Consider the following 15,057-nt stretch of genomic DNA (forward strand, 5'->3'; position numbering starts at 1 on the left):
CCTTACGCGCACAGTACGACGCAAGCTGCTGAGCGAGGTCTTCACATGCGTCGTACCGTTCCAGCAATTCATCGTCGGTGAGCCCGACGCGATGTTTACCGTCGACGGACCTCACGGCGACCTTAGGTTGTGAGCCGGCCAATGACACTGCTGGTGGCTCACGCGGGAAATCATCAGGGACTGGTTGCACGGTATCCTCCTGCATCAGTTATTTGCTGTTCGAGTTCTCAGCGGCGAAGGAACGTTTCGCTCGCGCACCGACGACCGCCAGGCGCCCGATGTCAGCCATTCGAACCAGGCCGCCCCTTTTTGTACCGTTCGGCAACAGCCGCGCCCCGACAATTTCGAGCCCGGTCAGTGTGGTGGCCAGGGCTGAGGACCTGGTACCCATCGCCCTCGCCAGGTCGGCGAGCGGAACGTAGGTTTGCCGGAACACCAACAGCTGTTGAGGTGAGACGACGCGACATGGTTGCCCTCGCAATACGATTTCATGCGACTGCAGCAGGCCGACGCTTATCCAGTGCGAGATGCTTTCCCATTTCCAGCCGGTGGATTTCGCCAGTTGCTGAATCGACATGCCCGCTTCGAGCAGAGGCGTTCCGAAATACTTGGCGACATCGGAGCGGAGGAAGCTCATCTGGCCGAGATGATGACCGCGAACGACAGCGACGACGGCGCCGGCAACTATCGCTTTCATGAGTGACTGAATCGCCGCCCTATCCCCCATGCGCCGGCTCGTCAGTTCGGCCCACGTCAATCGCTCGCCATCATCTGACGGGTGCTGTTTCGCCATGCCATTGACGGTCTCGAACAGGTTCGTCAACGACTGCAACTGAATCGGTCCACCCTTGTAGATGTCGTGCCTCCAGTTCACGTCGGCGGTGACGACCTCGGCGTCGACCATATGACTGAGAACCGATGGCGGCACCTGTGCTACTTCGCAGGCCTGCATGTCGCTGACCCATTCACCGCGTCGCTGCTTGATACGTTCAATTTCTGCTGCCGGAATTTCATAGACGAGCCCCCTCGTGCCCAAGCGGCGCGTCCGGTACATGCACTCTCCGGCATTCGCGGCCTTGAGTAGCCGGTCGCGACTGACACCGATGGTCCTCGCTGCGTCAGGAAGACGGACATACTCCGTGACGTCAGCAGCAATGTTCTTGGCAATGTCGAGGCCAAGGACGCCATCAAAATTTTTGTCAGCGACCTCGATGACGACCTTGAGAAACGGCTCGAATGCGCTGCTTTGGCAAACCTTTTTGAGCGAGACATACCACTGACCCAGCAGCGTGTTCAGGGTACGCGCCTTCGCATTGCCCACCGCAATGCGCTCCGCAACGTGCTTTTCGAAACCGGCGGGCCAATCGGCCAGCAACCGCTCCAGAGGAGCGAGCAGCTCGACGGCTTGCGAAACAGATTTCGGACTTGCGGCGCTTCGACGAGGCGGAGGCGTCGACGGGTCGGCACGCAGGCAGAGAATTCGAACGAGCTCGCACAATTCGTCGACCTTCCCGTGACGGAGCTTCGGCGGGACACTGCCCGACAGCCGCCCATCGCTTGCAATCAGAGTGGATAACCAATGCTGGGACGGCGTCGACGCGACAGTCACGAGAGTGCGCAGGTCATGCCCACATACACATTGCTCAATGCGCTCGCGATGCGGTGACAGATGGTCGCCACATTCCTGGCAGCGGTCCGTGAGAAGCGTCCGGTGAACAGGACACGCCGTGACTAACGCGTGTTCCCAGTAGTGCCGGAGGTACACCTTCTCGGTGAGGCACGCCGGGCATACGGCGTCGGACTGTGAACGGTGTAGCCTCCGCCAGCTACGGCATTGCTGCTCCTGATGGCTCGCAAAGCGTGTCCACTTTTCGTCGATGCCCAGTTCTGCAGCGATATGGTCAGGATGCTCGAGGAGCGCGCTCCGGCTGCGCGTCACGTTGGCGAGGCCCGCCAGTTCACGCCACCCCCACAAAGCGTTACCCGCCCCAAGACGCCTGTAGTAACCGAATCCCGATTCGTCGTCGAACGGGGAGAAGGTGATGACCAAGCTCATCGAATGTCTCCCGATGCGGTTGCGACGTGATTGAACGCCATGCCGTTGGTCTCGAGCACGTAAGCGTGGGCGGCAGTGAGTTCAATCAAGGAGACCTCCGACCTCACGAAGGCGGGAAAGTCCGGATGTCCGGCTGCCTGAATTGCACCAGCTGCAAGCCGGCAGTCTGCGATGGTCAGCGGGCGAGGCGCTTCATATCTCAGCTGGCTCGCGAGTTCTTGCATGAATTTGCTCAACACCCCGACCAGACCGCCAGTGAGCAGATAGCACTGGGGTACCAGCGATTTCAGCGGTAACTCAATCGGCCAGCCGTACTCGCTAAACAGGTCGGCGTAGGTCCGGACGCACGACGCAAATGCCTTCTGGTCGGATGGGCTGCGAAAATCGTATGGCCTGAATTCCCGTCGGGCCGACGCGCGCGCACGCAGTTGTTCGTTGCTCTCGAACAGTTTTGCCAGACGAGGGACACCGAACAACATGAGGGTCATGTTCAGAGTGTCCGCGACCCACTTGAACCAGTCTCCCGCCGCTCGCGGAGGCACTCTCGCGCCGGGCTCGACGAGGTGGCTAGCTTCTTCAAACAGAAGGACCCGTGTCCCAGCGTTCTTCAACTGTTTCACCATGTGCGCGTCCAATACCCCGGAGGTGCGACCCGTTAAGGGCATGCCCAGTGCGTCGAGAACGCTGCTGGGCAGCAGCTTGGGTGAGATATTGGTCCCAATGGGCACAACCAGCACCGGTACGTGCCGCCTGCCGTCGACTTTTGACTCTTCATTGGCCCGCGACAGCGCATTGATGAGCATCGACTTGCCCACGCGCGAAGGCCCTACAATCCATTCGATGCGGGACGCGAAGCCGTCTCTGGCGTCTTCGATGTACCGGTTGAGAGGGCCGAGCTGCTCGCTGAATGCACGGTGCTGCAATTCGCAGTGTTCGATACTTTGCCTCAGTTTCTGAGCCTGATTCATTTCTGCTTTTCTCCGTCGACTCGGTTCAGCACTGCTAGCGACGGCGCGTCATCAAAGGACTGTTGCTCGAACCCCGTGTCGTTTGCCTTTGCGATGTCGCTTTTGGGCGGGATTGGGTTCTGGGCCGCGCGACGGATGGCCGCCGAGTCTTTGGCGCGGTTGGCCGTCGCCCGATTCCTTTCGGCCTTGCCCGGCTTTTTTGAAGCCGGCTTCCCGGTGGATTCGATGGAGCGTGCATGCACAGCGGCACGAAATGCCGCTTTCTCTGGTGATTCGCTCTCCCCCGGTTTGGCTTCTTTGAGTAGCTCTTTCACGCGGACGAAGGAATACGCAGGCGACGTTTCGTTGACAAACTCCTCCGTCAGCACGACGAGTGGCCGGTCCGGACCGTCGTCGACATATATCTGCCGGTAGTCGTCGGGGTTAGCGTAAATATCGAGGAGTACTTCGCCGTACCTCTTCAGCAGGTAAACCACGTTATCGCCCTTGTAGTTGAAGCCCTTGTAGGAGATACCCGTTTTGCGGTTTAAGGTCTTGACGTCACGCTCGTAAAGCGTCATCAGCCACTCCGACCTGGGCGGCGGTAGCGGCATGGCAAATAGGTGTTCTTGCGTCAGGCTTTTCCATCGAGAGGCGGGCGTGCTACCCAGCTTCGTCATATCGCGGAAATCACTGCGGATGTGACGCTCAAGCTCAGTATTGGCCCAGTCCTCGTGGTACCAACGCACAATCCACCGTTCCAGCTCATCTTCCGACATCAACTCGTCACCCAGAGCGACCGGGTCACGCTGACCGTCTTTGCCGTCGACGCGCGTGCAGCCTGGCAGCGTCTGCAGCGCGTCCTTGAGCGAGCGGTTCAGCCGTTCAATGTACGGCTTCCCGTGTGCATGACGGGATTTGCAGTGCATGGGGTCAATGTCAAGACGGGTCAGCCTCTCCATCCGGTGCCCCTTTGTCTCCGGACCATTGTCAAATATCAGCTGATGCGGCGTGCCAAAGACATCGAGGACGTAAGTGAGGCCCAGCTTCGCCAGCTTGGCCTTCTTCGAAAACAGGATGGATTCGATACATTGCAGTCCGTCAGACTCGGACGGGCCGCCAATCACCATGTACCAGCCGAGCACGAGACCGGTGCAGCAATCGATGGCATGAATCATCCACACATTGCTGGAGATACCATGCCGGGTCTGGACAACAAAAGGCAGGTGCAAGGCGTCCTGCTCAACCCGGTCGAATGGCAAGGCGACGACAATGCGGTTCCGTGCAGTAGACTTCCCGGCTGGAACGTCCTTCGGGTCCATCCGGTCGATTTCGGGGTCGACACTTAGATTGCTGTAAATCGTTTTCATGACAAACCGGCGACTGATGCAGCTGCCCGGAGCCAGCAATCCCGACTCCCAAGCTCGGTCGGTTATGTGCTTGGTAAGGTCGCGCAGGGTCCATCGGGACTTCGGCTTCAGGTACAGAACATCCGCCACATCACAAATCAGGTCGACGATTCGCTGGTCGTAGCGTTGCGTGCGATTACCCTTGTTGCCGTCGCCTCGCAGCAACGGCAGGCCTTTGCGTTTGGCCTCGGCGTATCTGTAGAGGGTGGCTCGAGACGGAAATGCGTCTGTGCAGCCCGGCTCGGGATTGTGTTCCTCCCTGGCAATCTCATACGCCCTTCGAAAACTGACCCCATACTTCTTCTCAATCTGCTCGACTTTGCGCAAGCACGCCTGCGCCATTTGAAACGCTTCGTCGAGGCGCGGGTCGTCCTGTGCCGCCGCGCTGACACGCGGCGCGCCTCGGCGGAGCAGCACCAGGCGGCCATCAGCGATGCCGTTGCGGATTTCCGACAGGTCCTTGTACGTGTCCTGGTGCTTGTCCCTGTCGAATACCTTTACCCAGCCGTCGCGCGGCGTCGGGTCAATCACTTGCCAGCGCGCGGTTTCCTGACCCTGCTCGCGCAATTCGTCGTTACGTAGCAGCGACCGATTCACGGCGTAACTCGCTCGAGCAGTTCAAGATGGCTAAGGTCACCCAGGGCTGGCGCCAGAACCATGTCGCCACGAATGGCATGACTCACCACGTCGGCGCTGACAGCGCCACTCACCAGAAGCGCCGGTACGAGATTAGGGGATAGGTCGAGTTCCGCGCACAGTGTCTGCAGTGTCACGCGCCGACCAGCACAGACAGCCTCGATTTTTTGAATCAAATCCGCAGACGGCCAGAGGTCACTGCGGGAGGCCGCCTTCCTGAGCAACGGAAGGTTACTGCGTAGCGGATGCGGGCTGGCAGGAATCATCGCCGTGGAAAACAGGTATCCCGCCGCCTCGAGAATCTGCGCGGCCCGCTCAAGTGTGGACTTGTATTCGTCGTCTCCGTCGTAGCCTTCGCGCTTCACCTCGATAGCGCTGCGGGGAGCGTTGTGCCTGTCGACTGCGAAATCAGGGGTATAGAACTGCCGCCCCTGCCGGTCTTTGTGCCTGAGACGCGCCTCGTCGACCGCCTCTGGCGTCTGCAACAGACGTCGGTCAATCAAGTCGACTTTGAATGGTTGGGGTCTGAATGCTCGGACTCTGGGGTCGAGGGTGAGCAGGTGAGCAACCAGGCGCTCCTCGTCGGACTCGACGACGAGTTGACCGGTTGCCTTTGAGCTGTAGGTGAGGAAGAGCGCCTTGCCGAACGTAGGCGCGACACGCCGGATACCGGCGTCCGCGCTCGCTAGGCGTTGCCCACGCGAGCCGTAAGGGGCTTTGATGGATTGTGGGCGCCTCATTGCTGGCACCCAGCGCGTTCATTCGACGATTCCGCCGGCAAACGATGATATGGAAAACGTCCGGGTCCTCTGAACATAAGCATCCCAGCCCGCTAACAAGCAAGCTCAAATAAAGGACGCTTCGAGGTGGAGGTTATCGATGCGAAATTTGTGACCGGGTGGTCACCGGCCCCAGTCGGCCGTCAATTGTCAGGTGAGGTTGTACGTATTCGCACTTTACCGTCGGACAAGCTGTCCGTTCCACAGTGGGGGTGCGCAGCCCTTCTCACCAGAACCATATGTAATGGTCGGTGTAAATGCTACACGAGGCTGCGGCGCGAACACAAGAGCGCATGCAAAATTTACAAACTGCCAGTGGCAGCGGGACCAAGTTGAGATGCGTCGATTTTCACCGCGACGAAATTCGAAGACGCCTTACGGCTTCCGGGTTTGAGAGCCGGAGCTTGTCTGCAGCCGACGGCGTCGTAGATGCGGACTGGATTCGATGCGCGGCAGATTGGTTGAACCCGACAATCGCACGTCGGTAGGCGGAAGTCGACGGCTCATCGGACAGCCTTTTGTAATGAGCAAAGGAGTTGCCAAAAATCGCAATCCATTTGAAAGAAATTCATGGCGGGACGCGACGAGTGCTAACGCGCAGCTGAATTTCCGTCCCAAGTAACATCGCTGGTCCGGCAGCCATTTTCACAATGATTGTTCGGCGCAGGCAACGATGGCACGGCTTCCCGCCGTGACTCGAATGGAGCAGCGCCAGGCGAGCAAGCTGCACGAGTTGGATGCCGACTAGGGAGGATAATTCATGCTGTCTCTATATCGGCCGATACCCATCTTCACACATACAATAGCGGGTACGCTGGGACACGAATGTGGAGAATTTTAGCCACGTTTGCGCGAATTTATTACAGGACTCAAAATCACCGGCATGAATACTGCTACGTGGATGGTCGAAAACTGTCAAGTTCTTCTCAGGAAGGCATCGGGAGAGCGCGTGGCTCCCCCAGCGATTGACATTTTCAAGGCAGTCTTCGGCCGTCTGCGTGTCTGTGCAGATGAGCCTGTCCGGAGCCCTCTGGACGACATTTCCTCGTTGACATTCTCACGAGCGCCGGCCCACCCGGCAGTTCGTCTTTCGGGGAGTGATGGTCGCAACCTCCGGCTCACTTTTGGTCACGCTACGGACACGGGCTTTGTTCGAGCACATGGCGAGAGCGACCAGCTCGTTCACGACGGTCGCTGGTACCCCATCAGGGCAGACCTAGTGCAGTCAGCTTTGGACTGGCTGGAGGTTGCGGGAGTGAAGCCCGATGGGCTCATCACCGTTGGTGACCTAGTCGTCCTGCGAGCTCAAAAGGAGACGCCGTTTGCTGTATTCGATGAAGTAGCCTTCGATGCTGCGAAATCAGTCATTGATGAGCCCCGGGCGCCGATTGCGGGCTTCTCCGGAGCTCTCTACCCATACCAGTTGTCGGGCGTTGCCTTTCTGTCCCTTGTGGCTGAGCAGGGCGTTGGGTGCATCCTTGGTGACGAGATGGGATTGGGTAAGACCGCGCAGGTTATTGCACTGCTACAGATTGAGAAGAACGCTGGGCGTGGGCCGGCCCTTGTCGTTGCTCCAGCAACACTACTCGAAAACTGGCGGAGAGAGCTCGCGTCCTTTGCTCCTACGCTTACTGTCTCGCTTCACGCAGGAGCAGACCGGGCCGGCATATCCGCCCGGCTACAGGGCACTGACATCATTCTTGTCTCTTACGACACAGCAATTCGTGACGAGGAAATTCTCAGCCAGATAGCGTGGAACATCATCGCACTTGATGAGGCGCAAGCTATTAAGAACCCCGAGGCACAGCGGACAGTTACCGTGAAGCGGCTGCCTCGCAGGGTCTCGATTGCCGTAACCGGTACGCCGCTGGAGAACCGCATTGATGACCTATGGTCCTTGGCGGACTTCGCGATGCCCGGGATACTGGGTGGGCGGAACGCGTTCCTCTCCCAGTTTGGCAACGAGATAGGGGACGCTGTCCGGTTAGCGCCCATCGTTGCCCCGATGCTGTTGCGGCGCAAGGTGCTGGACGTTGCGCAGGACCTGCCCGAGCGAATTGAAGTGCCGCAGGCCTTGCAGATGTCATTGCCCCTTGCTCAGGTATATGAGGCTCTGCGTAAGCAGACTTTGGAGGAGTTTGGGCCGACGGGGGGGCTGGTCGCAACGACCCGGCTTCGCATGCTCTGCGCCCACCCCCAACTTGTTGGTAGCTGGCACGCGGACCCTTCCGTCGAAATGCCTAAATACGAGAGGACGGTGGAGCTTCTAGAGGAAATCTTTAGTGGGGGGGAGAAAGCACTCATTTTCTCTACATATCAGGCTATGGCCAACCTTTTCATGTCCGATATGCCAAGACGATTTCCAAAGGCATTTTTTGACTTTATCGATGGGCGGGTCGAGGGGGCTATGCGACAGGCCGTCGTGGACCGGTTCTTTGAGCATCAAGGGTATGGCGTACTATTCCTGAATCCGAAGGCAGCTGGGTCAGGCCTTAATATCACGACGGCCAACCACGTGATTCACTACAACCCGGAGTGGAACCCAGCACTAACGGCTCAGGCGTCGGCGCGTTCCTACAGAAGAAAGCAGACAAGGCCAGTGACGATTCATCATTTATTCTACGTCCAGACGGTAGAGGACGTGATTAGAGGCGCGGCGGCCTTCAAGCAAGACCTTGCCCGTGAAGCTGTAACTGGCCATGAGGGAAACATCGACCCCATGGCCATTGCGCAGGCACTACAGGTTTCGCCGCTGACCTGAAAAGGGATTTGTGACCAATGACAGCAGAAATTCGGAAGAAACTGAGTCCTAACGACGTTGGGACTACCGGTGGCCATCAGGCAGGTATTCTGGTTCCCAAGGAAGAACATATTCTCTTGTTCTTTCCCACCCTCGACAAGTCGGTGAAAAATCCGAGGATGAAGCTCGTCGTATTTGAGCGTGAAAGTCGTGAGCGCTGGGAATTTAACTTCATTTACTACAACAAAAAGCTGTTCAAAGAGGGCACGCGCAACGAATACCGCCTCACCGGGATGACGAAGTTCATGCGTGCCATTGACGCTAAGGTCGACGACGTGCTTGTCTTTTCCCGCGACGAAAACGCTTCCTTCGAGGTCGATATCATCCGCTCGAATGCGTCATATGGTCCGGAAATAGACGGTAACACCCTTGTTCTGGGTGGAGGCTGGACGATTATCCAATCGCGCTAACAGATTTAGAGCATTCCATGACAGAAAAACATATCAGCGTACCACCCGACGTGGCCCGTATCAGCGAGGGCCTGCGAGATACAGGGTACGACTTCAACGCTGCCGTCGCGGACATCCTCGACAATTCCATCGCAGCTGGGGCAGATAAGATTCATGTTCGACTGGAAGTCGACTTCGCAGACGCCGTCGTTATTTCCATTATGGATAACGGCCACGGCATGAACGAAGAGGGTCTCGTCAACGCCATGAAGTACGGCTCCAGCAAGCGAGCGAATGCCAAGAGCCTTGGTAAGTTTGGTCTGGGACTTAAGACAGCTTCAACGGCCTTTTGTCGGCGTCTGTCGGTCATCTCACGTGACTCGGGCGAGTCCCCAGTGCTGCGGGCCACGTGGGACCTTGATGACATGGCTGCTTCGAACAGCTGGGACCTCGAAATTGCGGCTGCTGATGCAGCTCACAAACAACTGTTTGATGAGGTTGCGCTGGAAGCATCTGGTACGGTTGTGCTTTGGGAGAACATTGACCGAATCACTGCACCTGAGGGGCAGCCTATTCGGAAGACCGTTGAAAAGCTGGCGACTGTTCTTCGTGACCACATCGCGATTGTCTTTCAGCGCTTCCTTGATACCAATGATGGTCGCGAGCGAAACGTTCATATCAAGCTCAATGGTGAGCCAATTGCCGCATGGGACCCGTTCTGCATTGTAGAGACCAAGGAATCAATCGCCGAGAAGAAGATGGACGTGCAGCTGCCAGATGGAACGCAGACCTCGTTCATCGTTCGAGCTTTCGTGCTACCTCGAAAAGAAGAGTTCTCTTCTGACGCGAATCGCATCGCGGCTCGTATCTCCAACGAGCGTCAGGGCCTCTATATCTACAGGGAAAACCGGCTCATTCACGGTCCCGACTGGATGAACATGTTCAAGCAGGAACCCCACTATTCCTTGCTCCGTGTCGAGCTGTCGTTCGACCACTCGCTGGATAATGCGTTCCAGGTAGACATCAAGAAGTCCCGTATCGAGCTGAATTCAGGCCTCTACGAGTGGCTGCGCGACAAATTTCTTGCGGGGCCACGGCGAGAAGCGGAAACCCGCTACCGCAAGGGGGCCGCTGGAGTTGCCAAGGGGGCGGCTGTTCTGCTCCACACCCCGGCCAGCAACGTCATCGAGCAGAAGGCCTCCGCTCTCAAGACTGCAGCGGTGGCTCAGGTGGACGAAAAGACCGGCATGGTTACGGTCAACAACAATTCGGGCGTGACCACGACCACGGTTCGCCTTCTGAATTCGGATGACATTGGCAGCGCCCACGTGGTTACCAGTGGAACTCTCGAACATGGGGTGCTTTGGGAGCCCACCATTGGCAAGAACAGCAAGGCAGCAGTAGCCCTTAACACGGGCCATCCCTTCTACACGAAAGCATATTTGCCCAACAAGGCCAACAGCACCGTCGTCCAAGCCATGGACTACCTGCTTTGGGCGCTTGCTCAAGCCGAACTCAACAATATCAATCCGGACAACCAGGAGGCATTTGAAGAGTTTCGTATTGAAGTCTCACGCAATCTCAAGAAGCTGGTGGCCGATTTGCCGGACCCAGTCGACAACGAGGATAGCTGATGTCGGAAGGGCTTGATATCGAGGTGTTGCGGCGCAAGCTCGAAGGCAGGTTTCAGGTTGCTCTGTATTCTCAGTCGGAGACTATTGATGGCGGGGACTTCGATGCGTTGCGTCCAGTGGAGCTGGAGCAGGGCAATGGCTTCGCCATTCTCCTCTCCCGAACGCATAGGCAGTTTGAGGCATCTTTCAAGGCCGACAATTTCGCCGGTGCACTTCTGCGGGGCATGTCGGAGGCCAGTGACGGTCAGAAAAAGGCGTTCTTTCGTGCCCGAGCGGCTGCCGAAGCTTCAGGGGCGCAGGCTTACGTGGCCATCAATGGCAACGATGACGAGAGCTGCCTTGACCGGAAGGACCCTTGGGCCCGAGTGGAGATTGACGTTTCTCGCCGATTTCGTTCAGGAAAGACGGCAGAAGAAATAGTGGCAACGGCCTTTCACGTCGCTTCGTCTTGCCTCGCGCTTGTTTTGGCCCTGACAGGCATTGGCGAAGAGGGCGATGCGGTCCCGGATAACGCGGTCAAGGGTTTGCCAGAGGGCGCCAAGCTCCGGGTTGAGGTAAACCGCTATGAGCGCAGCCCCGTCAATCGGGCTGCCTGCATAGAGCACTACGGGCTCCGGTGTCAGTGCTGTGGCTTTGATTTCGCTGATTTCTACGGCGAGTTGGGGGACGGCTACATCGAGGTCCATCATCGCACGCCAGTCTCGAAATTGGGGGCCGATTATGTTGTTGACCCAGTCAAGGACTTGGTGCCGCTGTGCGGTAACTGTCACTCAATGGTCCACCGGACAGACCCTCCAACCGTGGTGGAGGACCTGCGTGCCCAGGTGGATGCACGCAAAGCCGCTAGGCCGCAGGGCCACTGAAGCTTTTTGTCGCATTCCTGGTGAATTGGAGCAGGACCTGGTAAAGTGATGCAAACTTCTAGGAAAATCTTGCGGGGCAGAATCTTCTTTCGCCCGTAAGCTTGTCGGCAAGGGTTGGCTGGGACACGCCTTCTGCGGTGTTCAGTCTTCGTGTGAGCGATTCCGCTGACTGCTTCAGTGGCATCAATGCGGATGTCGCATGCAGGATAAGAATCGCCCATGAGCGTAGGGGCGGTACGCATTCCGGCACTATCGAAATGCAACAGGCCGTCATCGCCCGCTGTGCGATGCGGGTGTCTGACACGGGAAGAATGCTCCCGTTGGCTGAGTGGGTCCTGTTGGAAGTGCTGGTACTTTGAGGCGTCAGGAAAGGCCGTTTGTTTTTTTGCCAGATGGTCGCCAGGAATCCTGGGGAAAATTTATTTCGTCGCGCTGCAGGCGATGAACAACTAGTGAAAGCTTCGTATGGCACTACCAAAATTCACCTTCATCGACCTCTTTGCGGGCATTGGTGGCATCAGAAAGGGGTTTGAATATATCGGTGGAAAGTGCGTCTTTACCAGCGAGTGGGACAAATTCGCCCGTATCACCTATGCAGCCAACCATAGTGAGACGGAAGCAGACATCGCTGGGGATATCTGGTCTGTTCCCCTTGATGTCATACCTGACCACGATGTCCTGGTGGGCGGGTTTCCTTGCCAGCCATTTTCGCTGGCTGGTGTTTCCAAGAAGAATGCGATGGGCCGGACTCATGGATTCGCATGTGACGCTCAGGGTACCTTATTTTTCCGTGTTGCTGAAATCCTGAAGGAAAAGCGCCCGGCAGCCTTCATGCTGGAGAATGTGAAGAACCTCGTTTCCCATAACAAGGGGCATACCTTCCGCGTCATTCAGCACGTGCTGGAAAAGGAACTCGGCTATCACATCAGTTGGAAGGTTGTTGACGGCAAACGGTGGACGCCTCAGCATCGTGAGCGGATTTATATCGTGGGCTTCCGCGAGGACGTTGGGTTCGAATGGCCCGATGAGTGTGCATGGCCAGAACCGGGTTCTGTCAAATTGGGTTCCATCTTGGAACCGGAGGCAAAGGTCGACGCGAAATACGTCCTTACCGACAAGCTTTGGAATTACCTGCAGGCCTACCGGGACAAGCATTCCAAGGCAGGTAATGGCTTTGGTTGTTCTGTTGTGACCCGCAACGAGACGACCCGGACCCTGTCAGCCCGCTATCACAAGGATGGCTCTGAGATTCTCGTGCATCGTGGCCCTGGCCTCAATCCACGTCGCCTTACGCCTCGTGAATGCGCAAGACTCATGGGTTTCGAGGATAACTTTGTGTTGCCTGTCTCGGACACCCAGTTGTATCGGCAATTTGGCAATTCGGTGGTTGTTCCGGCAGTCCAGGCGGTTGCCAGTGCCATGGAGCCCTATCTGAAGAAGGCTCTCAAGAGGAACGGAAAGGCATCAGGTGTGGCCAAGACCACGGAGAAGCCAGCAGCGATTCTGAAGGGTACTTCAAACCCGCCGTCGCGGCCCATTAAAATTCCGGTAGTGGCTTAGGTACTCGGTATGACGGACATCACAGACGTGGCCACGCGTAGTCGGATGATGTCCGGTATTCGGTGCAAGAATACAAAACCCGAGCTGGTTGTCCGCAAAGCATTGTACGAACGGGGTCTTCGCTACCGGCTGCATGTCCGCAGTCTGCCCGGCAGCCCTGACCTCGTCTTTCCGCGCCACAAGGTAGTCGTATTCGTCCATGGGTGCTTCTGGCATCAGCATAACTGCGCTCTGTTCAAGATGCCATCATCCCGTACCGAGTTCTGGAAGGAGAAGCTGGAGAGGAATCGGGAGAGGGACCGTGAACACATGGCTAAGCTGCTGCAAGATGGCTGGAGAGTTGCGGTTGTGTGGGAATGCTCCTTGCGAACTGCCGTCAAGTCAAATGACGAGAGCTATTTCAGCCGACTTGCTGACTGGATAAAAGCCCAAGGGTCGGTGTCAGTTGAACTATAAATGTTGTGGTGCTGACCTGCCCCCAGCAAACAGGGCCGGCCAGAACCTAGTAAAGTTCGTTTTCGGAGAAGACGAACATGAAGAAGCGCTTTACCGAAGAAAAAATCATCTGGTTTCTGAATGAACCCGGCACTCAACGCAGTGGTTGCCTGGCGTTGCGCCTCGTCTCTTTACCCTCCGACGGAAACCAAATATTGTTTCCGCGAACCAATTTTTCGTCAGCCAGGAACGACATCAAGTTATGTAGGAAGTACCCTGGCGCCATTTGCCTGAGAGTGTAGTGGTGCCAATAATCGTAATCGTCTCGTCCGTTATCCGGGTTATGGCTCCAATATTTGATGAAAGTGTCCGCGCCTATTGAAGCGTGATTGACAATGCGGTTGCGCTCGCCTTCAGCGGCATCGGCGATATGCTGCAACAATATGCGGCTGCTTCCCCCGCTTTCTTCGTAGGCAAATATCCCCGCGAACAACCGGTTATCTCTCTCATGCCGATGAATGAGCTCGCAGACATCTGACAGCTTGCGCGCCGCATTACGAAAAGCAGTCGCGTTCAAACTTGACTTCACCTCAATGACTGCAGCGCAGGCCGATGGTTGCACGAATACTAGGTCGCCACCCTTGTACAAGACCGGAATCGAAGTATCGTAAATCAAAACATCAATCTGCGAAGATGCCGTCTCTTCAGTAATCACAAACCCCGACGCCACCGCATAACGGCTGGGGAGAGTCCTTGAAATCATCGCGCGCAGTACAGCCTCCTTCCATGCCCCATCAGACGGAAGGTGGTCTAACCCGATGAAATGTCGCACACGGTTTCTCTGGGCCATGAACTCATCTGTAATTGATTTTAAGTATCCGTTAATGTCAATCGGCATTTGGTCAGTTCCTTCCCGCAAGCAATGTATGGGCCATGATTACGACGATAACCGAGTTGTGCGACATCACGGTATGTGCGACCACTCTTCGCCAACTTGTCTCGCCAGCTCGGCGCCAGCCTTCAGGTTCCATTGTTCACGATGCTGCGGTAAAGCCCATGCGGCATATGCTTCTATGGGTTGGTCCGACGAAAAGCAGTAGGTTGCAGCGCTCGCAGTGATTCTCACGATAGACCAGGCTGACATTCAAGCCGGCAACTTCCGAGATGTCGAAGAGTTTTTCGCGGAGCTAGACCCGAGACCTGATAACGCGCAGCCTGGCCAGACCAGTATCTGAATCGCGCATGGCGGAGGTCGGCATCGATGACACCGCTGTAACAAAGTTGAGGCGAGCTCTTTCATTTGATGACGTTGAACCGGGGTCACCTGGTTGAGCTGAAGTGGATACATACGTGACGTGAACCGCAGCCACTCCAGCTTTCCATCGCACCCCGTGGCGCCCTTCAAATACTGCCTGTTATGAACTAGGAGTCTGGGCGGCAGACGGTTTGCAGCGGTTAAATGAGGTCAACTCAGGCGACGCGACGTCGTCGGGCGCTGCAAGCCGGGGCCGCGCTGCGCTCGAGACCAGCATGCGTGCACAAGGCGGCT

Annotated in this window: 11 protein-coding genes; 6 read left to right on the forward strand and 5 right to left on the reverse strand. The window is 56.9% G+C overall.

Annotation, left to right across the window (positions count from 1 at the left end; all coding sequences use genetic code 11):
- Positions 1 to 208: 208 nt before the first annotated feature.
- The 4 genes from DID96_RS33600 to DID96_RS33615 are packed head-to-tail and all read right to left on the reverse strand — an operon-like array spanning position 209 to position 5,788.
- A complete protein-coding gene (locus tag DID96_RS33600) occupies positions 209 to 2,056 on the reverse strand; it encodes a TniQ family protein (protein WP_124603497.1) in 1,848 nt (615 codons plus the stop codon).
- Positions 2,053 to 3,024: a TniB family NTP-binding protein gene (locus DID96_RS33605; RefSeq protein WP_124603498.1), complete on the reverse strand. Its 972-nt coding sequence runs from the start codon at positions 3,022 to 3,024 to the stop codon at positions 2,053 to 2,055. The genes DID96_RS33600 and DID96_RS33605 overlap by 4 nt, the downstream gene beginning before the upstream one ends.
- Entirely contained in the window at positions 3,021 to 5,009 is a 1,989-nt protein-coding gene (locus tag DID96_RS33610; RefSeq protein ID WP_124603499.1) for a DDE-type integrase/transposase/recombinase, read from the reverse strand. Before DID96_RS33610 ends, DID96_RS33605 begins: the two co-directional genes overlap by 4 nt.
- On the reverse strand, positions 5,006 to 5,788 hold the full coding sequence (locus DID96_RS33615; protein ID WP_124603500.1) for a TnsA endonuclease N-terminal domain-containing protein: 783 nt from the start codon (positions 5,786 to 5,788) through the stop codon (positions 5,006 to 5,008). Before DID96_RS33615 ends, DID96_RS33610 begins: the two co-directional genes overlap by 4 nt.
- Before the next feature lie 1,270 nt (positions 5,789 to 7,058).
- Between DID96_RS33615 and DID96_RS33620 the strand changes: the two genes are divergently transcribed.
- The 6 genes from DID96_RS33620 (at position 7,059) to DID96_RS33645 (ending at position 13,529) form a co-directional block, all read left to right on the forward strand.
- On the forward strand, positions 7,059 to 8,588 hold the full coding sequence (locus tag DID96_RS33620) for a DEAD/DEAH box helicase (protein WP_185732449.1): 1,530 nt from the start codon (positions 7,059 to 7,061) through the stop codon (positions 8,586 to 8,588).
- A 17-nt stretch (positions 8,589 to 8,605) separates the two neighbouring features.
- Complete coding sequence (locus DID96_RS33625; RefSeq protein WP_124603502.1) at positions 8,606 to 9,037, forward strand: EcoRII N-terminal effector-binding domain-containing protein; 432 nt, start codon at positions 8,606 to 8,608, stop codon at positions 9,035 to 9,037.
- A 17-nt stretch (positions 9,038 to 9,054) separates the two neighbouring features.
- The gene (locus DID96_RS33630) at positions 9,055 to 10,650 is read left to right on the forward strand and encodes an ATP-binding protein (protein ID WP_124603503.1); all 1,596 of its coding nucleotides are present in this window, start codon (positions 9,055 to 9,057) and stop codon (positions 10,648 to 10,650) included.
- A complete protein-coding gene (locus tag DID96_RS33635; RefSeq protein WP_221624632.1) occupies positions 10,650 to 11,513 on the forward strand; it encodes an HNH endonuclease in 864 nt (287 codons plus the stop codon). The genes DID96_RS33630 and DID96_RS33635 overlap by 1 nt, the downstream gene beginning before the upstream one ends.
- Before the next feature lie 465 nt (positions 11,514 to 11,978).
- Positions 11,979 to 13,073 (forward strand): DNA (cytosine-5-)-methyltransferase, encoded by a 1,095-nt coding sequence (gene dcm / locus DID96_RS33640; RefSeq protein ID WP_124603504.1) that lies wholly within the window; start codon positions 11,979 to 11,981, stop codon positions 13,071 to 13,073.
- A 9-nt stretch (positions 13,074 to 13,082) separates the two neighbouring features.
- On the forward strand, positions 13,083 to 13,529 hold the full coding sequence (locus DID96_RS33645; RefSeq protein WP_124603505.1) for a very short patch repair endonuclease: 447 nt from the start codon (positions 13,083 to 13,085) through the stop codon (positions 13,527 to 13,529).
- A 133-nt stretch (positions 13,530 to 13,662) separates the two neighbouring features.
- On the opposite strand, the gene DID96_RS33650 is transcribed toward DID96_RS33645, so the two are convergent.
- Positions 13,663 to 14,406, reverse strand: coding sequence for a DUF6602 domain-containing protein (locus DID96_RS33650; protein WP_124603506.1), 744 nt, complete (start codon positions 14,404 to 14,406; stop codon positions 13,663 to 13,665).
- Positions 14,407 to 15,057 lie beyond the last annotated feature (651 nt).

It is taken from the genome of Burkholderia sp. Bp8963 (assembly GCF_003854275.1).
GTDB lineage: Bacteria > Pseudomonadota > Gammaproteobacteria > Burkholderiales > Burkholderiaceae > Burkholderia.